The organism is uncultured Kriegella sp., from assembly GCF_963975415.1.
Taxonomy (GTDB): Bacteria; Bacteroidota; Bacteroidia; order Flavobacteriales; family Flavobacteriaceae; genus Kriegella.
Genome location: NZ_CAXBGN010000011.1, coordinates 160,789 through 181,983, shown reverse-complemented (window position 1 = coordinate 181,983; position 21,195 = coordinate 160,789). Strand labels below are relative to the sequence as shown.

At 37.9% G+C, this 21,195-nt stretch carries 15 protein-coding genes; 2 read left to right on the top strand and 13 right to left on the bottom strand.

The window, feature by feature from the left end; genetic code table 11:
- Window position 1 precedes the first annotated feature (1 nt).
- The 12 genes from AACZ88_RS19870 to AACZ88_RS19815 all read right to left on the bottom strand — a co-directional run bounded on the left by AACZ88_RS19870 (window position 2) and on the right by AACZ88_RS19815 (window position 18,815).
- Window positions 2–916: a polysaccharide lyase family 7 protein gene (locus AACZ88_RS19870; protein WP_339714256.1), complete on the bottom strand. Its 915-nt coding sequence runs from the start codon at window positions 914–916 to the stop codon at window positions 2–4.
- Between the two features lie 4 nt (window positions 917–920).
- Window positions 921–2,399 carry a hypothetical protein gene (locus AACZ88_RS19865; protein WP_339714254.1) on the bottom strand — a complete coding sequence of 493 codons (1,479 nt, stop codon included), beginning with the start codon at window positions 2,397–2,399 and terminating at the stop codon, window positions 921–923.
- Window positions 2,400–2,567: 168 nt separating this feature from the next.
- Window positions 2,568–3,383: a PKD domain-containing protein gene (locus tag AACZ88_RS19860; protein ID WP_339714252.1), complete on the bottom strand. Its 816-nt coding sequence runs from the start codon at window positions 3,381–3,383 to the stop codon at window positions 2,568–2,570.
- A gap of 18 nt (window positions 3,384–3,401) precedes the next feature.
- The gene (locus AACZ88_RS19855; RefSeq protein ID WP_339714249.1) at window positions 3,402–4,847 is read right to left on the bottom strand and encodes a RagB/SusD family nutrient uptake outer membrane protein; all 1,446 of its coding nucleotides are present in this window, start codon (window positions 4,845–4,847) and stop codon (window positions 3,402–3,404) included.
- A gap of 16 nt (window positions 4,848–4,863) precedes the next feature.
- On the bottom strand, window positions 4,864–7,971 hold the full coding sequence (locus AACZ88_RS19850; protein WP_339714246.1) for a TonB-dependent receptor: 3,108 nt from the start codon (window positions 7,969–7,971) through the stop codon (window positions 4,864–4,866).
- 994 nt (window positions 7,972–8,965) lie between these two features.
- Window positions 8,966–9,340: a cupin domain-containing protein gene (locus AACZ88_RS19845; protein WP_339714243.1), complete on the bottom strand. Its 375-nt coding sequence runs from the start codon at window positions 9,338–9,340 to the stop codon at window positions 8,966–8,968.
- A 10-nt stretch (window positions 9,341–9,350) separates the two neighbouring features.
- Window positions 9,351–11,642 (bottom strand): alginate lyase family protein, encoded by a 2,292-nt coding sequence (locus tag AACZ88_RS19840; RefSeq protein ID WP_339714240.1) that lies wholly within the window; start codon window positions 11,640–11,642, stop codon window positions 9,351–9,353.
- Window positions 11,643–12,008: 366 nt separating this feature from the next.
- On the bottom strand, window positions 12,009–12,782 hold the full coding sequence (locus AACZ88_RS19835; RefSeq protein WP_339714238.1) for an SDR family oxidoreductase: 774 nt from the start codon (window positions 12,780–12,782) through the stop codon (window positions 12,009–12,011).
- 9 nt (window positions 12,783–12,791) lie between these two features.
- Window positions 12,792–13,913, bottom strand: coding sequence for a polysaccharide lyase family 7 protein (locus AACZ88_RS19830; RefSeq protein WP_339714235.1), 1,122 nt, complete (start codon window positions 13,911–13,913; stop codon window positions 12,792–12,794).
- Between the two features lie 21 nt (window positions 13,914–13,934).
- A complete protein-coding gene (locus tag AACZ88_RS19825) occupies window positions 13,935–15,209 on the bottom strand; it encodes an Nramp family divalent metal transporter (RefSeq protein WP_339714233.1) in 1,275 nt (424 codons plus the stop codon).
- 223 nt (window positions 15,210–15,432) lie between these two features.
- Complete coding sequence (locus AACZ88_RS19820; RefSeq protein ID WP_339714231.1) at window positions 15,433–16,476, bottom strand: polysaccharide lyase family 7 protein; 1,044 nt, start codon at window positions 16,474–16,476, stop codon at window positions 15,433–15,435.
- 26 nt (window positions 16,477–16,502) lie between these two features.
- Window positions 16,503–18,815, bottom strand: a complete 2,313-nt coding sequence (locus AACZ88_RS19815) for a chondroitinase-B domain-containing protein (RefSeq protein ID WP_339714228.1) — start codon at window positions 18,813–18,815, stop codon at window positions 16,503–16,505.
- 176 nt (window positions 18,816–18,991) lie between these two features.
- Here AACZ88_RS19815 and AACZ88_RS19810 point away from each other — a divergent pair, with 176 nt between their 5' ends.
- The gene (locus AACZ88_RS19810; RefSeq protein ID WP_339714226.1) at window positions 18,992–19,957 is read left to right on the top strand and encodes a TIM barrel protein; all 966 of its coding nucleotides are present in this window, start codon (window positions 18,992–18,994) and stop codon (window positions 19,955–19,957) included.
- Window positions 19,950–20,714 carry a ribonuclease activity regulator RraA gene (locus AACZ88_RS19805; RefSeq protein ID WP_339714223.1) on the top strand — a complete coding sequence of 255 codons (765 nt, stop codon included), beginning with the start codon at window positions 19,950–19,952 and terminating at the stop codon, window positions 20,712–20,714. The genes AACZ88_RS19810 and AACZ88_RS19805 overlap by 8 nt, the downstream gene beginning before the upstream one ends.
- Window positions 20,715–20,770: 56 nt before the next feature.
- Here AACZ88_RS19805 and AACZ88_RS19800 read toward each other — a convergent pair whose 3' ends face one another.
- Window positions 20,771–21,193 (bottom strand): response regulator, encoded by a 423-nt coding sequence (locus AACZ88_RS19800; RefSeq protein ID WP_339714220.1) that lies wholly within the window; start codon window positions 21,191–21,193, stop codon window positions 20,771–20,773.
- Window positions 21,194–21,195: the final 2 nt, after the last annotated feature.

Below are 21,195 nucleotides of genomic sequence, written 5' to 3'. Positions count from 1 at the left end.
TTCAATGACCGACCGCCAATTCATAAAAATTCACTTTGGCAAACGAACCCTCGTCCCTACTTTGAAAATAGTTTCCTGCTTTAAAATAGTTTTCAAAGATTCCCCATCTTTTAATGCTGGCATTTTCATAAACTGCAAATTCACTCTTGTTCAATATAACTACCATTTTTCCGTCGGAAACTTTTACTTCAATCTGAAATTTTCTAAAACCTACTTCCTCCTCAAAATTAAATCCGTCATCATCGGTCCAAGCTTCTTCGTGCAATATTCCTGTTGCATTTACCCCAGGAAATTTAAGTTTCTTGGTCTTGACCCTAATTTTACCATTCTGCCAATAAATCTTTAATACTGGAGGCGCATTGTTATCTTTCTGGCCGATTAAATCTCGTTGTTCATTTGTCAATCGCCCATGTATCTGCAGTATTATTACTTTGTGGTATTTACCATTTTTATCACGGGAAACACTATTCATCGCAATCTTCGCTTTCAATGTTCCACCTTGCTTAAATGTCCAGTTTACATTATCATCGCCCGGAACCATTTGTTCTCTCAGCTCTGATCTTGAATACTTGGTATTCGCCGTGGTAGCAGCGGTTGGATAAGCATAAAATACCAGTGCCCCCTTTGTGGAATCGTTGTACATATAAGGTTTTAAGGTCTCATTTGTAGCATAATCCAATATTTCTGGTGGCTCAACACTGATAGCGCCTCCTTTTCCTTTGCCTTCTGGTATCGTTACCTTCCAGTTACTCAAATCGATTTCTGGTAGTTTTACCTTCTTTTTTTTATTCTTTTTCTTTTTTTCAATTTTGACATCCGACTCTGTAACGCCACTTTTCTTGCTTTGAGAAGTAGCGTTGACAGATATAAAGAATAGTATTATACATACAAATAGTTCTTTTTGGAAGTTTCTCATTTGATTATGGTGCTGGGTAAACTTTAACATTATCCATCCAACCATCTACAGAGGTAATAGCATAAAGCCATATAGCAACTTCACCACTTTCATTGGAAGTAAATGGTACTTGAACCAATGTACCTACGGTATCGGAGAATTTTCCCTCGGCTACAGTTCCAACATGGCTGCCTAAAGCCGAATTTTCAGCAGCGACTGCATCGGCGCCATCAATAAAGTGACCATCAAGAACTACCGCTACCATTCTTCTGCCTCCGACAGGATCGGTTGCTTCATCATCTTTTATAGCGTATTCAAATTCTAAGATATAATCAGTATCAGGGGCTAAGGTTAGTGGTTGGTAGGCATATCTAGTACTGGCACTAGCATAGGGTCCGGCCGAAGTACTATTACTCCATTTGGCTCCACTTGTTTTACTTCCGTTGGGAGAACCGTCATAATTTGTCCAAGAACCATCAGAACTTCCATTAAAGCCACTAGTGCTTCCATCAGTAAAAATGGCTGGCTTCCATTGTGAAGAACTTGAATCAAAATTACCATTTACAATTGTTGCACTGGGCGCCTTTGATAAGGTAATATTGTCTACGTTGATAGTTGCCTGGTCATTTGCGGTACCACCTGTTCCCAATTCAAATTTTATTTCATCAATTCGAATCACAGGTGCAGAGAAAGCAGTAGCTAAATCATAATCTAAACCAGCCCATTCACCATCTGTCAAATCTATACCATCAAGAACATATTCATCATCTGTATCACCATTTATCAAAGTGATTTTCAATTTATCAATTCCTTCCGAAAATACAGAATGAACATCAAAGTGAATACTTGTTGCACCAACTCCCTCGGCAAAAGCATCGGCAATAACAACATTCTCAGGTTTGTCTTCAGTACCAAAAGAAATAACTGCAGTGTCGGTTCCCAAACGAGAATATTCGAGTACCGAGTTACCTGCCTCTGAAGTAACGACCTTAGCGGTTTCAAAGGCACTTAATTTTTCCCTGTAGCCAAGAAGGCCACCATCGTAATCAATGCCATCGCTAAAAATGGCAAATACATCATGATGATCTCCTGTTGGTGAAGCAGCTCTTGATGCTATAGCTATCGGAGTATGGGTCACAGTAACATCTTTTGTTTTAGTAATATCATTTTGACCCGCTGCTTTTGTAGTTACGGTTATTGTATAGTCAACCTCTGCCTCTGTGTTGGGATAATCATAAGAAACGGAACCACCCTGTTCTGGAATTGTCACAGGACTACTTCCATCTCCGAAATCAACTATATAAGAATCAACGCCGACAGATACGGGTGTTACCGTCATTATAGTGCCATCGCCACTTGGAGATGCATCAAAACTTGAAAAAACACTCATTGTCTCACCACCCGATGAATCCATTGGGGCAATTGGGGTATAAGCATCTTCGTCACAAGACATTATAAGGCCAGTTATTAGCAAGGCACTTATTCCTTTGTTAATTAAATTCATAATTTTTTATTTGTTTGTTTTTTATTTCGCCCTGTTGAAATTATTATTGTCGAATAAGCTTTACCATTTTCAACAAAGACAAATACATCTAATACTTGATTAATTACCATAGAAACTTGGATAGTAAAACGTAACTCTCGTTTCTAAATACCATTTCAATAGCAGTAATTATTTAATTCTGTCTATACTGATTTTAGAAAATCTAACTTCAGTGCCTGCATATTCAATATTAAATCTCATGTTCTCCGTAGCTGGACCCGTTTTAACTCTGTACGATATGGCTACGTAATTTGAAGCATCAGGCGATAAAGGAATACCTTCATTCAAGAAGTCGTCACCGTTATCCGCATCTTCAATCAATAGTGCACCAGCTGACGTGCCAGAACTTTTACTTACATACCAAAAAGTTATTTCATAATCAGCATCGGCAACTACCAATATGGTTTGATCAAGAAATTGTGAAGAACTACTTAATTTAGCTGCACCGTTTCCTTCTGGAGGGGTTGGAGAAGCACTGGCCGAATACGTACTTGTACCTCTTCCACCTCCCCATGGGGTTCTGGGGTCACATAAAAAATCAGGGCATTCAAATGCTGAGATTAATTCGTTTACAACTTCTACATCCAAGGTAATCGTTGAAGTTTCGCCATTACCATCACTGGCAATCAATGTAACAGGGTACGTGCCTTCTCCGGCAAATGTATGGGATGGGTCGCGTTCTGTTGAAGTGGCTCCTCCACCAAAATCCCACTCATAGTTTGATGCTTCAGTAGAAAGGTCAGTGAAATTTATCAATGTAAATTCAAGTTGGTCTGCCGTATAATCAAAATTCGCTTCTGGAAATACAGTATCGACTTTAGAGTTGGCATCTGGCAAATCATCTCTAAATAAATCAGAACCGACACAACCAACAAATGAACTTGTTACCATTACACTTACGAGCAACAAGGTTGTCTTGCGGAAAATATTTCTCTTATTTTTCATTTCTTAAAAGTTTATTTTTTAATATCCTGGATTCTGTGTTAAAAGGCCACCGCTTATGTTTATTTCCCTTGCTGGAATGGGTAGTAGTAATTTTCTGGCATCAAAGACGTAGCCCATTTCGGTAGCATGTGCACTTAAAACCGCATCTGCAACGCCAAACCGTAGCAAATCGAACCACCTCTGGTTTTCAAAAGCCAATTCCACTCTTCTTTCTAGTAAGAGATCTTCTTTTGTAATGTTGGTAACGGTAGCTGTTAAACCTGCCCTGTCTCTTATTTCTTGGAAAGAATTCAATGCGGCAGCACTGTTGGTCGATGCCCCACCGGCCATAATTGCTTCAACATGCATTAATAGCACATCTGCATAACGCAAAGCGATATAATCGTTGCCGGCATCACGGGAACTACCACCATAAGTAGGGGGTGAGGTAGTAACATCAGAGCCGTCGGGCAAGAACTTTGTCACTTCGGTGGCATCAGGGAATGTCATATATGAAACCGCTGTTCTATTTCCTCCGATTAATTCGAAATCTGCTATGAGGTTATCATTGACAATGTTTTGACCATCTTCTTGTCCTTGACGACGACCTCCAGACGTGAATTCAGAAGAAAAACTTTGACTTTCAACACTATTACCCGTTTCGTATTGTATGGCAAAAATAATTTCGTCATTCAATTCAGAATAAAATACATCGCTATAGTTGCTTTGTAAATCAAACTCCCCGCCGTTAATAATAGCTTCGCACATTTGCTGAGCACCTGAAAAGTTAGGGCTTGGCTGTGTTAAGTATACTTTTGCCAAAATTCCTTGTGCAGCGGCTTTCGACGCTCTTGATTTAGAGGAGTTGTCCAATACATTTACTGCCTCTTGTAAATCGGCTACAATTTGAGCATAAACCTGCACTGCCGGGATTCTCGTAAAAAGGGCTTCATTATCTGTTGGGCCTACTACTGTAGTTAACAAGGGTACATCACCAAACATTCGAACCAACTTAAAATAGGCATAGGCCCTTAAAAATTTAGCTTCGGCTGTATATCGTGCTTGATTACCTGCGTCTGCAAAATCAATAAAATTTAAGATATTATTTGCCCTAAAAATAACTTCATACATGGAAGCGTAATAATCTTCTGATTCCACATTGTTGGCATTAACAGTATATCTGTGAAAATCGGCCTTTGAACCTTCGAGCGTGGCATTTCTCGTATTATCGGTTCTATGCTCGGTCAAAAGGTGTTCAAATTGAACTCCTCTATTGGCGTCGCCAATATTGCTAATTAAATTTTCATTTACCCCTTGAAGGGCATCGTAGATTCCTATAACTCCTGCCAAAACATCTGAATCAGTTTGGAAGAAGGCATCTACTGCAACTGCCGTATCGGGCAATGGATTTAAATACTCCTCAGTATCACAGGAAACAAGAATGGACACTGTTACGGCAAAAATTAAATACTTTATATTTTTCATCGTTTATTTTTTTAGATTAAAAGTCAATGTTCAGACCGAAGGTTACCGTTTTAAATATGGGCGTACCGGCTCTTTGTGAACCATAAGCTCTAGGGTTACTACCATCAATATGTTCCGGGTTGAAACCGTGATAATCATCAGCAGTAACATAGATTAAATTCTGGGCAGTAGCGTAAAGCCTTAAACCAGCAATACCTATTTTAGATGTTACATCATCTGAAAAATTATATCCGATGTTTATATTTCGTAATGAAAAGTAATCTGCACTGGCAATCACCTCACTGGTCAATACCTTTTCTTGAATGAAAGATACATCTGAAACAAGACCATTGGCAACGGCTTCTGCTTCACCTCCACTTCTGGTTCTGTTTCCGAACCAATTGAAGAAGTATTGATCTCCAATATTATTTACCTGAGCTCCAAGGCTTCCTTGAAGCATAAAAGAAAAATCAAAATCCCCTATTTTAAATTCGTTGGTAAAACTATAGACCAAATCTGGATAGGGGTCTCCTAAAATAGTTTTGTCCTCATCGGTAATTAAACCATCACCATTCAAATCTTTAACAATAGTATCATCGGCTTCACCGTTAATTCGATTCCAAGGATTGTCAACATAGGTTGTTCTAAATTCAGTATCGTCATAAGCTTCGGTATCTACTACATAGCCCCAAAAAGAAGATATCGGTTCACCTATGCGATTGATCCATTGTGAATTTCTGCCGTAATCATCTTCGACCAATGCGTTGTTGGAATCACCAAAACTGAGTAATTCATTTTTGTTGGTGGATGCAATCAAAGTTGAATTCCAGGAAAATTTCTCGCCGATTATATTTTTGGTGCGCAACTCAAGTTCAAATCCTGTGTTTTGCACTTTACCTAAATTCACTATACCATTATTAAACCCAGTGAGATAAGAGACAGGGTTGTTTAGCAGTAATTCATCACTGGTTCTTTGGTAATAATCCAACGATCCTGAGATTCTATTGGTGAAAAACCCGTAATCCATTCCCACGGAGAGTTCTTGCGAAGCTTCCCATTGTAACAATGCATTTGCAATATTACGTGGTGAAACACCCGCAGATACACTTCCATCGGTAACTGCGTTTGAGTTCTGTAGCAAGGCTAAATAGGGCCACGCATTTACAACGTCGTCACCAACATTAAAATTCTCGGCACCCGTTAGACCGTAACTGGCCCGGAACTTTAAAGTGTTTATCAAATTGCTATTGCTCAGGAAGTTTTCCCTATGTACGTTCCAACCTATGGATGCTGCAGGGAAGTTACCCCATTTAGAATCTATACCAAAAACTGAACTACCATCACGTCTAAAAGAGGCATTGAATAAATATTTACCAGCGTAGGCGTAGTTGACCCTTGCAAAATATCCTAATTTTTTCAGTTCAGTGTTTGTTTCGGTGGGGATATCAACCAGCGTGGCTCCTTGAAAGTTTTTCAACAAATCATTAGAGAATCCACTGCCGGTAGTGATGCTTTCTTCGGATATTCTACGCTGTATGGTCATACCCCCCAGTAAATTGAGATCATGATTTTCACCGAAGGTTTTGCTATAATTTATGGTATTATCATTAATCAATCTAGACCTGAATCTATTTGCCAAATAATAGGCTGCATTACTGTTGCCACTAGCATGGTACTTGGTTCCATCGTACCGTGTTCTCTTTCTATGTTCCAGAGTAACCCCCAACGATGTTTTTGCCGTAAGCCCATCTAAAATGTCATAGCTTAAATAGGTGGAGCCAAATAGCTTGGTGTTAAACTCATAATGCTCACGCTCGACATACTGCGCATACGGATTCGAATCACCAGAGGTACGTGGTCTACTTGTGCTTCCGTCACCAGTAAGGTCTAAGTTTAACAGATGGTTTTCAAAGAAGTAATCGCCTACACCAACATTTGGATACGCATCTCTATCGATAAACTGAAGTGATTCTTGCGTATGATAAATGGGCAGCCACGGTGATTGACGTATCGGATTATGTATTGATGTTGGTAAGCGTCTTTGCTTGGTGTACGACGGAGTGGCGTTGAGTCCAAATCTTAGTTTTTTACCTAATTTAGAATCCACTTTCAAACTCCCTGTATATAATTTATAGTCATCGGTTATTACAACACCATCATCACTTAGGTATCTTAAAGATGAGCTGAACTTCGTATCTTCTGTACCACCTCTTGCAGAAAAGGAGTGACTTGATACGGTACCCCCGTCAAAGAAAACATCTTGCCAATCTCTGTCAACTCCAGTGGTTGCAACTAATAATTGTGCATATTGCGTTTCATTTGAAAGTGAGCCTGTTGCCGCTTGCTCAATTGCCGCCCAATCAGCAACACTCTTTCTATAATCATCACTGCCATGTGCTTTTTTATAGCCTGTATAGGTTTGATAGCTAAATTTTGTTTTCCCAGCTTTACCACTCTTTGTAGTAATCATTATGACACCATTAGACCCTTCACTACCATAGATAGCGGCAGAAGCGGCATCTTTTAAAACCTCAAACGACTCAACATCGTTCATATCAAGATTGCCAAGAAAGTCTGAACTGACCACTATACCGTCAACAACCAATGCAGGTCCTGAGTCAGCCGTTACAGACCCAATACCTCTAATAGTAATGGTAGGTGCACCGCCAGCCTCGGCATTGGTTGCTTGGATATTGACCCCAGATACCTGACCCACTAAAGCATCATCAACCCTTGATACCGCAATTTGGTCTAAATCTTCGTTGACAACTTTTGAGATCGAACCTGTCAAGGTAGATTTTTTCTGTGTGCCATAACCCACAACAACAACCTCTTCAAGCTGGGCAGCATCTTCCTCTAATGTGACATTTAAAGTGGATTGCCCGTCGTAAATAATATTTTTGGTAACGAACCCGATATAAGAGAATTGTAGTACGTCTCCATTGCTTACTTGAATTGTATAATTTCCGTCGAAGTCTGTCGCTGCGCCCGTAGTGGTACCGACTATGATGACGTTTACTCCGGGAACAGGCACATTCTCGGCATCAACGACCGTACCTGTCAAGGCAGTGCCGTCTTGGGCCATCATCTGTAAACCGTTGATGAACAACAGTAGGATTAAAGTTAGTTTTGTTTTAAAATTCATCTGTGATTCTTATTAAGTTAGTATTAAAGTGAGTAAGTACTTTAAGTTGGGCAGTACTCTTGATGTGATGTTTATGATCACCTTGTTTTTGCAGTGTACTAACTAAATAGAACCTCTTATAAGGTCAACGAATTTTTATACCTTTGTAGTGGTCGTATAGTTAGTTGCTATGCGATTGTCTTTAGTATTACTTCCTTTCAAAATGAGGTAATCTTTTAGAAAAAGGATGGGTGTGCGCCCGTCCTTTTCTTTTTTGCTATTTTCTTATTTCATAGGTAAAATTCTAATGTGTTAAAATCTAATTTGTCTTTATTTTTGGTTTTCCAAATTGGTTTTCCAAATTGGTTGACCAAATATATGTTATTACTTTGTTAAAACAAAGCGTATTTAAAACTTTATGATTCAGATACTTGTCAATTTAGCAGAAATGGCCTTTTAAAATTGATGATCAGGGAGAATTTGAGTGTAATTTTTTAGGAAAAGATAAGTTTGTCGTTCATGACGATGTCTGCCCCAGTAATAAACAAAGTTTCACAAGAAGTAAGGATGGCAATCGTATTGGTGCTTTATTCGGCGGTACCTTAGCTGCCAAATGGTGAAGCACTAGTCATCTTTTTTAGAATCTCGCCATTTATAAAGATATCATGAAAGGAGGTAGCGAAAGGGGCACAATGGGTTTAAACATAAACTTTTAGTTCTGACCGCTTTCGTCACACCTCCGTTAAAAGTCAAAATTGAACCCCTGGAAGTGGTCTAGGCCAATGAACCACCCCCACGGTCATGTCTGCTGGCTTGAAGGGCAATATTGCCAAGCGATGCCACAGACTTCATATGGGGCGGTACATCGTGTGATACTGGAAAAGTGGAATTAAAGTTCGGTTGCATCACTTTATATATAAATCTCGCCTATGCATCAGACGAGATGAAATGTATACAGGGTTTGCATAATAAAATTACTATTATTAACCTCTGGTAGTGGTTGGTAGCTTTTTCCTTATGATTTATCGCCAAAATAAGATACCCCATCACCACTTAAGAAATCTTCTCTTACAGGGCTAAATGTGTCAATTAACTCACCTTCTTCCAAGCAAATTGCACTATGCAATAAATTAGGTTCGATATACACACCATCCCCTGCTTCTACAATCTGCTTTTCTCCATCAATTTCAAACTCAAATTTACCAGAAACACAATAGGTCGCCTGCGTGTGAAAATGTTGGTGTGGGGAACCTAATGCCCCTTTATCAAATTTAACTCTTACCATCATTATTTGGTTATCGTAACCTAAGAACTTTCTTGATACTCCTCCACCAAGCTCTTCCCATTTCATTTCTTTTGCGATGACATACTTTTCACTAAATCGTTTCATAAATTTTAATTTATTTGTTTTCTGTTAATAGATAAGAACCTGACCATTCAAAATTCCTACCATTTATTATTAATGTGTGTTTTGCTTCCGTTGAAGCGTTTTTATTTGCTGTTATAAATAATTTTGTATGGTCATTTACATTGGTAATTGCTATCGCTGTGTATTCATCTGTATCATAAACAACTTTTAGTGCTTTAATGCTACTATTGGAATTCAAAGCAGATTCTGTTACCGGACTATAATTTCCATGTGATTCAATGATGGATGCAAATGTAGTATTCTTCGTGTTTTTTCTTCGAATCATAAACCCTGCATCCCTTCTTAGGTTAAATTCTGGGTCATTTGCGCCTAAACGGGTAAAAAGCAATTCGTCGGATGTATCTGTAACCGTAGTCAAGGTATAAAAATTTCCGTTGCCCAACCAAGATAAGGTGCTGCTTTCCGAGGTAGGCTTTCCAATTCCTTCCACATATAAATGCTGATAGCCATTTTCTTTGCCAAGAATGCTTGGCACAGGAGATTTATATTCAAAATTGACTTTTATTACCTGCCCCATAAAATAGAAAGGGAAATCGTATTGGTTTTCTTTATCGGATGTTACTTTCATAATATCCAAAAGAAAAGGTTTTTCGAAATTTTTATCCTTGATGATTGCCATGGTACGATGCATTTCCGTTCCGGGATAGGCATTGGCTTCTTTCGCGCTTACCACCTGAACTTCGCTATCTTTCTTATCAAAATAGTGCAGTTCGGAATGATACTGACTTCCAATGTCATACTTGCCTTGAAAATGGGAAGTTTCATTTTGGGTAAGTGTATTATGAGCAATTGATTGTTTGGCCCACGTTTTGTTTTCTTTCAGATAATTACCACCGCCTTTTTGCTCAATGTTTACGAAACGTGCCAATCCATAATCTTGTAAAACCTCATTTCCTTTTTCATGCAATGAATAGGATAATTTATCATAATGACCATGACTCGAGCCTTGTGCTGCATATTTGAATACAAGCTCTATATCATCTTTTCTTAAAATTGCAACTCCCCCTTGTTTTCCTTCGGGTCCATCCGTTAGATTGATTGACTTCTTGTCAAATGGTTTAGCTTTTCCGTTTTTAATACCAAGTGCTACGGCCAAACCTGAATCGTCTAATAAAACGCGGTTCTGCTTTTCCGCAATACTTAATAAGCCAGGGTCTTGGTTTCCATAATGATACGAAATATCTACGGCCGTTACCAGTGCGCTGTTGTAAAACGACATTCCCTTCTGCCCGTCGTTAAGTGGAAAAAAATCACCATCTGCATCCGATAAGTTCAAAAGCGCATTTATAGACTTAAGAAGTACACCTTTTTTATACTCGAAAATCTTAACATCCGGTTTTACATTATGCAAGCCTTCCGCAAAAATTAAAAAAGGATACATGGCATATCTTTGATAATATGGCCCTTCGTTGTAATAGCCATCTGGTGAAAAGGGCTCTTCTATATTAGCTAAAAAACCTGCTTTTCCATCTTTATTTAAAAATCCACCATCATCATCTTTTGCAGTCTTGTCTAAGTTCACCCCTTTAATACCATATAAAGCACGATCTATCAATTCTTGATCATTCATCACCAAACCTATCATTCCAACGGCGGCATTGCCCCAAGTACTATGATTGTGGACTCTTTGGTAAAACTGTGGACTGTCTACCGAGATATGGTCTGCAAATGGTCTGAATAAATTTGTTTCGAGCTTGGTTCGCTCTTCTTTAGATAAATAGTTATAAATACAATCGTATGCTTGACTAACATAGACCAACCAATTAGAATCGTTTAAACATTGCCAGAACAATTTGCCTCTGGCATAAGATCTCGTTTTTGGATGCAGCGGTAGTGTTTTGTACATTTTCTCATATTGCATCAACATGTCTTTTATGTACTTGGCATATTTTTCATCGTCAAGAATTTGATATAAAACCCCAGCTTTCTGTAATACTATAAAATTACGTTTGTGACGGTCATGTGTATAGCCTCCTGAATAATCTTTCGGAATAGGTACTTCTATTCCTGATGCAATTTCGGCATCTATTTCTTCTTGAACCGCTTTTAAAGTATTGTCAAAAATTGGAATATTACCTAATTGCGCTCTTATGTCTTTTACACCCTGTGCCGTAAGTATTAAATTCGGATGTTCTGCCGACATAACTTTTTTTGCTTCTGTCTTTTGACCTGACACCGGAGCATTCTCTTTTTTACAAGAAAAGATTGTAAAAACAAGTACGGCTATTATGAATCTTAATATGTTGTTTGCCGATAGTTTCATAGTTAGTTTTTAGCAAATGCTCCAACTTCATTATTTTTTGTGCCCTTTCCTTTCGAGGAAGAGGTTTTGGAAATATCAAGCGTTTCTACTTTAAAAGTAGGCTCTGAATTATAAAGGTTTACAATATTGCATTTTTTATCACCAATTACTTCAATTTTACCGAATCTATTAGTATAAAAACATTTGTGATAGGCTCTACAACTACTAAGTTCATTTTAAAACCATTTGTGTTATTCATATTAATCGGTACAGACGCTCTTGAACTGGACACAAAATAACAATAATAACCATTACAAATTCTATGAAGAATATCTACTTTATTTCTCATTGTGAATAGTGTTCCATCACATATTTTGGAATGACGACCTACATATTGTAAACACCACCATTGATATCGAGTGTAGCACCGGTAATAAAACCGTCGTATTCAGACGCCAGATATATAACTGCCCGTGCTACATCAGCTGCGTTACCTGCTCTTTGGATCGGAATACTTGCGGTTGTCGCGGCTGCTGATTTTTTCGTGGTATGAGTATTGTGAAATGACGTGCCAAGTATAAGACCCGGAGCTACAGCGTTAACTCTAGTGCCTTGAGGCCCCAGTTCTGTAGAAAGTGCTCGCGTGAACGTTAGAATAGCACCTTTGCTGGTAGCGTAAACTAATGACCCCGGATGACCACCTTTGCGCCCAGCGAGCGACGCCAGATTAACTATACTGCTATGGTCATTCTTAGCTAGATAAGGCGATGCAGCTCGGGTCACAAACATCATTGATGTGAGATTGATGTCCATTACCTTTTGCCAGAACCCAGCCTCCATTTCGTTTAGCATCTTACGTGCGACAAGGGAGCCCGCATTATTGATCAGAATATCCAGGCCACCAAACGCTTCGATTGTTTCTGCCACCATTGCATTCGCATCGGCTTCTTTTGTTAAGTCACCACCTATAGCAACCCCTTTTTGTCCTTTGCTGGTCGCGTATTCAACCAATTGGGTCGCAGTATCGGCACTAGAATAATAGTGAATGGCAACATTGGCACCGCTATCAATAAAATGCCTGGTAATTGATTCTCCAATGCCTTGTGCACCAGCGGTTATTAGAACATTCTTACCGCTTAATTTATTATTGGTTTTCATCATATTCCTAAATTATTTTATTTTATCATTTTTAGTAAAATAGCCTTGATTCGACACGGCACTATCACTTACCGTTATAGTTGCCGTTTTAAACCACACTTCGGCATAGTTTCCGTCTTTATATTGTTTTTGAATATCTCCCCCATGAGTTTCAGCACCAGAACACCAGTTTTTATTTATTTCAGGAGACTTTCCATTTGTTTGGTTGTAGGCTCCGAGCTTGAAAAAACAACCTTCACCAGCATAAGCATTTTTTCGTTCTACTCCATCTTGACCAATTGGTACAAATAGTTTTTGTGTTTGCTCTGGTATATCTGCTGTTGTGGTGTATTCCGATTTGATTAGGTTTTTGGTAAACGTTTTGGTTTCATGGCCTTCACTTATAAATTTTAAGCTCATAATACCGTCTTTAACTTCGATTACATAACTAAATTCTTCACCTAAGGCAATTCCTTCTTCAGGTTCTTCGGGAGGTGTGTTTGCCTCGGTACCAACAAAAGAAAAGTTATTGCCCCAAACAGCCGATGAAAAATCCCATCTTACAGAATTATCATCGCCTGCCGTATTGATTTCATAATGCCAAAAAACCGAACCTTTGGTGTGCCCGGGAAATTTTTTATAAAATATTTTTAGCGGTTCGTTTTCATGATTATCTGCACTATGTATCTGACCGACCACTACAGCATGAGAAGCCGCCACACGGGCATCACCAGTAGCAGATACGTTCATCACTTTAAGTGTAGCCGTCAATTTATCATCAGCTGTTTTCGGATACCACTTTTTTGTCTGAGCCAATTCGGTTCGTGTATTATTCGAAGTTCCATGGGTGTTACCTCCGTTAGGAGTCTTAAAAACAATCCAATCGTTATTACCATCATTTACCGTATAAAAGAAATCTTTGCTTTCAAAATTATTTGCAATACCTGCATTTGAACCATCACCTAAAATCAAGCTCCAATGATCAAAAAATGGAATAACCTCACTGGCGTAAACGGGTTTTGCTACTTCATTTTTACTTTTGGCTGACGTAGTTGTCGTATTTGTTTCTTTGGCCGCATCTTTACAGCCGCTGAGTACTATAACAAGACTTACAACTAAGAACATTGCTGCTGATACGATAATTTTTTTATTCATTTTTTTAATCTTAATTAATTATTAGAAATAATCTAAAAGTGCTAATATACCATTGTATGAAATCACTAATGAAAAGAACAACGCTCCATACATTCCAATATAAACACCTATGTTGGTTGTATAATCTTTCATTACCTTTTTGCTACTTAACATGAGAATAATTCCGAGTATTACAATTGGCAACACAAACACATTAAATACCTGGGATAAAATTTGAACTTCGATAGGATTTGCTCCAAACGCAGGACCAATTAAAGCCACCAAACAAGCAATAGCAGTTATAATTCTAAACTGACGTGAATTTGTGTCTAATTCTCCCGATTGATAATCAGCAATTAATAACGGTGCTATTAATAAGCAAGGAAAGATAGAGGATAACCCCGCACTTAAAGCCCCAAAGAAGAAAATAGAAACGGCCCACTTGCCAGCAACGGGTTCTAAGGTATTCGCCATATCCAACACTTGCGTAACTGTTTTGCCTTCGTAAAACAGTGCACCAGCCGCTACTGCCATTATTACACCACTAATGACAAATATCAATATAGCCGCAGTAATGGAATCTTTTTTCTGTTGGTCTAAGTTTTTAATGGTCCAACCTTTCCCTTTTACAAATAGCGGTCGCGATAAAAAAGTAGCCGAAGCCATTGTCGTACCTACAAAAGCCGCAACTAACATTCTACCACCAGGGACATCTGGTATAGTTGGTATGAGCCCTTTTGCTACATCAATAGAAAGCGGTTGTACAAAATATAATGACAATACGAAAGACAACCCCATTAAGGTTACAAAAATGACTAATATCTTTTCAAAAAAAGTATACTTGCCCACCAGCATTAAGAGGTAGAACCCAACGATTATAACAATCGCCGTAATTAAAACGGTTACATATTTAAAGGCGCTTAATCCTTCAAAATTCATCGCTAATATTTCATAAATAATATTAGAAGAAATTCCTAAGATTCCCATTAATGAATTCCATTGCCCAAACGTAATTCCTATAATGACTAATATGGCCAAAGTTTTACCGAACTTTAGGTGTTTTTTAAAGCCGTAAAGCGCTGTTTCACCTGTAATCAATGCATAATTACCATATGCAAACATTAAAATTCCAGAGAAAATACAACTTATTAAAAGCACCCATAACAATTCCATATTAAATTTACTACCAGCAACAATCATAGCCGTTACACTACCGGTACCTATGGTATATCCAATAGCAAAAATACCAGGGCCAAAGCTTAATATTAAAGCCAGTATTTTTTTTAGGAATGGTTTCTTAGGTGTCACTACTTCCATAATATGGGTCGTTAGCAGTTGATTGTTTACTGGTTTTTAATTGCAGCAGCTGCGGTTTCTCTTTCGAAAAAAATCACGTTGTACTTGAATGATATTTTCCGAAGCATATTTTGTTAAGATTACATTTAAAAATTAAATTCTTTTTTCTCCCAAACTTTATACAGGCTTTTTCTAAACCTTGAAGTGTCTTTAACGAAGATTACTTTTGGAAATATTTGTTGTATTAATTGCTTGGGGGTGTTCCTTCTCCGACAGTCGCTTCTTTGAACCAAACTTCGGTATAACTTCCGTTTGCATATTGTTTTGCTATATCACCATTATAGGTTTCAGATCCAGTACTCCAAACCATATTATCTTCAGGTTTCTTTCCGTTTGTTTGATTATATGCGCCTTGTTTGAAATAATTTATTTCACCGGCATAGGCACTTTCACGTTCCACTCCATCACGACCAATCGATGCATACAATGTCCATATTTGCTGTGGAATATCTTCTTTTTTTGCAAAATCTGATTTCACTAAATTTTTTGTGAATTTAATGGTCTCGTGTCCTTCCCTTGTAAATGTGAGATACATAATACCTTTGTACACGTTGATTTCGTAACTGAATTCTTCACCTAATGGAATTCCATTTTCAGGTTCTGCCGGATATGTATCCGCAGTTGATCCCACCACCGACATGTCATACCCCCAAATTGCTGTAGAAAAATCCCACCTTTTTGAATTATCTCCTTTTGTATTGATTTCATAGTTCCAAAAAAGAGAGCCTTTTGTGTGTCCGGGGAATTTCTTATAAAAGATTTTTATAGGTTCGTTTTCATGTCCTTCATCACTATGAATTTGTCCAACTACAACTGAATATGAAGCAGCGACTCTTGCATCGCCAGAAGTTGAAACATGCTGCACTTTTAACGTTCCTGTTAATTTACCGCCGTCTTCTGGTATCCAATGTTTTTTTTGTCCTAACTCGGTTCTTGTATTGCTTGAAGTTCTAGAGGTAACACCCGAATTAGGAGTCTTGTAAACTACCCAGTTAGTTTCATTTTCCTTCTCCACATAAAAAAAACCTTTTTTCTCATAATTGATTAAGTCTTCAGAGTGCGTTCCGTCACCTAAAAGAATCTTCCACTCATCCATAAATGGAATAACATCGCTTGGGTATTTTACGGTATTTTCAGATGTGGTATCTGAAGTTGAACTACTTTTCGGCTTTTCTTTACAGGCAAATAGTGCAAATAGAGCAATTGTAGCAAATATGTAATTTTTCATTTTAAGATGGTTTAGTCTGTCTAGCTCTAATACATTAATTTCATCTTCAGGTTTTCTTCAACCTTAATCTTACCGGAGTTGGTAATTTGATTATTGGCATGTGAATTATTTTTCGCCCCCCAAAGCAATGCTACTAATTTTACAGGATTATTTTTAAAAGTATTATTTGAAATCTCAACGTTTACAATACCTCTTGTGTTCAATAAAATTCCATTTTCCTCCTTGGATCCGCAATTGATAAAATCGGAATTTGTTACCAACAGATTTCCTCCAATGGTAGACTCGTCATATCCGCCTCTATAATAATCTATCACGTTTTGATCGACGTTTTCGAAACTACAGTTATCAATAGTCAAAAACTCCACATTATAATCTCCTTTATCATTTGTTTCTTCAGATAATTCTATACCATTTTTACAATTGGAAATAGCCGTGTTTTCAAAAGTAATTTCTTGGGCAAACGTTTGCTTGTATGCTTTTAAAACATAATTGAAATTATTGATATCACACCCTGAAACTGTTAGTCCAAAGTGATTTGACATATTTTCTTTTAAGTTTGAAAAAGCTTTTTGTTTACCGTTTCCTGTGAGCACCACATTCTTAATATGTAAGATGCCGTAAGGGTTTAATTCAAATACTGGTGTATTGTCTGTTCCGGTAAATACGATTTCAGCTTTGTCACTTTCTTTAGACTGAATTGTAATTGTTTTGTTAATTACTATAGCTTTTGATACTAAGTGCTTTCCTGGATTCAAAGCAATAATATCGCCCGATTTAGCAGTAGCTATTTTAGTTTCGAAATCCCCTTCACCGGCTGTAACCTCTATAACCTTGGGCTCCTTAGCTTCTATAATGTTAGAATACCAATCAGCTCCGTATTTTGTTTTGTCTAAAATATTTGGGTCTTTAAATTCGCCTTGAACCGTTGCCCCAATTGAGTTTTTTCCTTCTCTAGAATTTCCAAAAAGGTCTTTTGTGATTTTTTCAAACCCAAATCCTTTATATATATCGAATTCACTTGTCAATTTAGGTAAATAAATGTAATCGCTAACTTTTATTACGTCGAATTCAGTTGCCTGAATTCTTGCCGCATCAATGAAATCTTCACCTTGATTATAAATAATGTTATTATTGAATCGAACTCCGTCGGCCTTGTCGTGTTCAACAATTACATTTTTATCACCTATTTTATTATAAATAATATTATTGGCAACTTCAGTTCTAAGAGCTCTCGCAGAACGTATTTCTGATGGAGGTAGCACATCTGTTTGCTCAATATTTGTTCCTACTCCAAATTGCCATGGCGATTTACAATCTATGTAGGTGTTATAGGCAACTACCACATCTGTAACTTGGTTGTATCTGTTTAATGGTGACTTTGGAATACCGTTCATCACTGCTAATGGACTTCTGAAGTTTTCACCAATAATATTATAGAAGTAATTATTAATAACCCAATGCCCTGTGTTTACAAGTCTTATTCCACCATAGTTTTTATTCACACCATCACCAATAAAATAATTGCCATCTATAACAGCGTAATTACCGTGGCGTGTTACAACAGATCCCTCACTTTTGTAAAATACATTGTTTCTAATCTCATTAAAGTTTGTTTTGCTTGATATAATCTCAACTTCTCCATTACATTCTTCAAATAGATTATTGGCAATAGTTGTATTACTTGGTGACATAGATGTAAAGCTGCTGCCTAGTTGAATGGTCTCTCCTCTAGCACCACCTTTTCTAGGTCTTGGACCAAAATGATTATCTACGATTTGGTGATAATTTCTAATACTTTGATTTCCCTTTAAATCAACTCTAACCGTTGGGCCTCCATTTGTTTTACCTGCAATATAACAATGGTCTAATTTGTTGTGTGTGCCATAAAACTGAACCCATAGATCATCGCTATCACGTTGAGGCTGATTGTAATCTAGAATAACACAATTCGTGACTCTAGAGTAATTGGCTACTTTTTCTTCGCTTGTTCTAAATGCAATTACATTGTCAGTAGGTGTATGACCATTTCTGAAATACAACCCTTTAACAATTAAATAATTTCCAGCGATCTCTAAATTAGAAAGGCCTTCAATAAATACTTTTCCAGACGTTTCGGCCTCAATGGTAATTGGCTTATCTTTTGTTCCTTCTCCTATAAATTTAATCTGAACATCTTTCCAAATACCATTTGCCAAAACTATATTATCTCCGGCTTTAGCTTTGGAAATAGCCTCGGCCAACTCTTTAACATCGCTTACTTTAATAGAAGCCGAAGTAGTTTTTTTACTACACGATAGCAGTGAAAAAAATAGAGATAGAATAAGTAATGCCTTTTTCATTTTAAAAAAAATAAATTCTGCGGTTAGTATCGCTTTTAAATACCATAATTGTGTAAAACAATAGGAATAAAAAAACTGGTTAACCAAATTGGTTTACCAAAAATAAGTATATTTGTAAGACTGACAAATTTTTAACACAAAAACAATCGATTAACCCCAAAAAAGACCTCTTAAAAATGAAAAAAGGAAGTTCTGAGTTTTCAAGACGAGAATTTGTAAAACTATCGGCTAGTGCATTGGTTGCAACTCCATTAATTCGCATTTCTAATCCGTTTTATGAAAATGCTACTTCATTGAACGATGATGTTGAAGTTCATATCTTTTCAAAGCATCTACAATTTCTTGATTATAACGGTATGTCAGAGGTTGCGGCTCAACTAGGTTTCGACGGCATAGATTTGACTGTAAGGCCGAAAGGGCATGTACTGCCCGAACGGGTTAAAGACGATTTGCCACAAGCTGCCTTGGCAATGAGAAAGTTTGGTCTCAAGACAAGAACGATGACCACAAATGTTTTAGATGTAACGAATAAAGAGCAGATATTGGTGTTGGAAACTGCAAGCAATTTGGGTTTTACCCATTATCGAACGGGCTGGCTTGATTACCCTATAGATAGGACCATTGCCGAAAGCCAAACCATTTTTGGCCAACAATTCAAGAATGTAGCAAGGCTTAATAAGCAGTTGGGGTTGATCGGGGGCTACCAAAATCATGCCGGTAACCACGTGGGTGCCCCGATATGGGACTTGCCACCTATTTTGAAAGAAGCGGATGAAGCACATATGGGGTGTCAATACGATATTCGGCACGCCGTTGTTGAAGGTGGTAGCAGTTGGGAACTTGGGTTGCGACTGATACAACCTTTTATAAAATCGATAGTCATCAAAGATTTCAAATGGGGAACTGTTGACGGTAAGTGGCAACCCATAAATACACCTTTAGGCGAGGGTATGGTTGATTTTCCACGGTACTTTTCGTTACTTAAAAAGTATGGAATCAATGTGCCCATATCGTTACATTTAGAATACGACCTCGGCGGCGCGGAGCACGGCGCCGCTGAATTGACTATAAAAAAGGAAGAGGTTTTTAGATACATGAAAAAAGATTTGGCTTTTTTAAGGGAGACTTGGCATAATGCTTAATACATTAAATACAGAGAAAATCAATATGGGGGCTATTCAGAATTCGATCAAAGAGAAATTGAAAAAAGTGAGTACAGCGACAATTGCTACTTGTCTTTATAAAAAAGGGTTGAGAAATCAATTTATTCAAGGTGTTAGGCCGCTTAAATTGAACAAACCAACGATGGTGGGCGAGGCCTATACCTTAAGATATATTCCGGCACGTGAAGATTTGAACCCGATCGAGGTCTTCCGCGATTCCAAACACTTACAAAGGGTGGCGGTGGAAGAGTGCCCGCAAGGGGCCGTTTTGGTCATTGATAGTAGAAAAGATGCCAGGGCCGCGTCAGCAGGTTCTATTTTGGTAAGCCGATTGATGGTTAGGGGAGTTGCAGGAATCGTAACCGATGGTGGTTTTCGTGATTCGGCCGAAATTGCAGACTTACCTTTTTCGTCTTATCATGTAAGACCGTCAGCACCTACGAATTTAACGTTACATCAGGCGATTGCTATTAATGAACCTATTGGTTGTGGTGATGTGGCCATATTTCCGGGAGATATGGTGGTTGGTGATGATGACGGTGTTATGGTCATACCTGCTGCCATTGTTGAACAAGTTGCCGATGAGTGCCTGCAGATGAACTTGTTCGAGGAATTCGTAATGCAAAAAGTGCAAGGCGGAACATCGATAATAGGTCTTTATCCGCTTGTTGATGAAAAAATACGGGATGAGTTTGAGAAATGGAAACAAAATAGAGGAGAAAGAATAGGTGCTTGAATAACTATTCAGCAAATAGCCACTTTCTTATTGCTTCAACAACAATCGGTCTAGCTTTACGAAGCCTTTTTCTTTTCTTCCATTAACATCTCGATAATCGATTTAAGTCGAACAGATCCCACCGGTTTTACGATATAATCGGAAATAGCACTGATCTTATTTGCCTTGGCGATATCTCTTGGATCGAGTGAAGAAGAGACCATAAATATAGCGATATGTTTGCCGACATTGTTTTTTACTTTCATATATGCTTCCATAAACTGAAAACCGTCCATCACAGGCATATCAATATCTAAAAAAATAACATCCGGTAGTTCGGAATCTTTACCAAGGTTGGCCAGTATAAAATTAAGGGCTTCTTCTCCATCGGAAAAAACCATGATGTCTACAGGCAATTTGGTAGACTCAAGTGTTTTAGCCATGGTGAATCGATAGATAGAATCGTCATCGATTATACAGGTCTTCAAAAGGTTGTTCATAA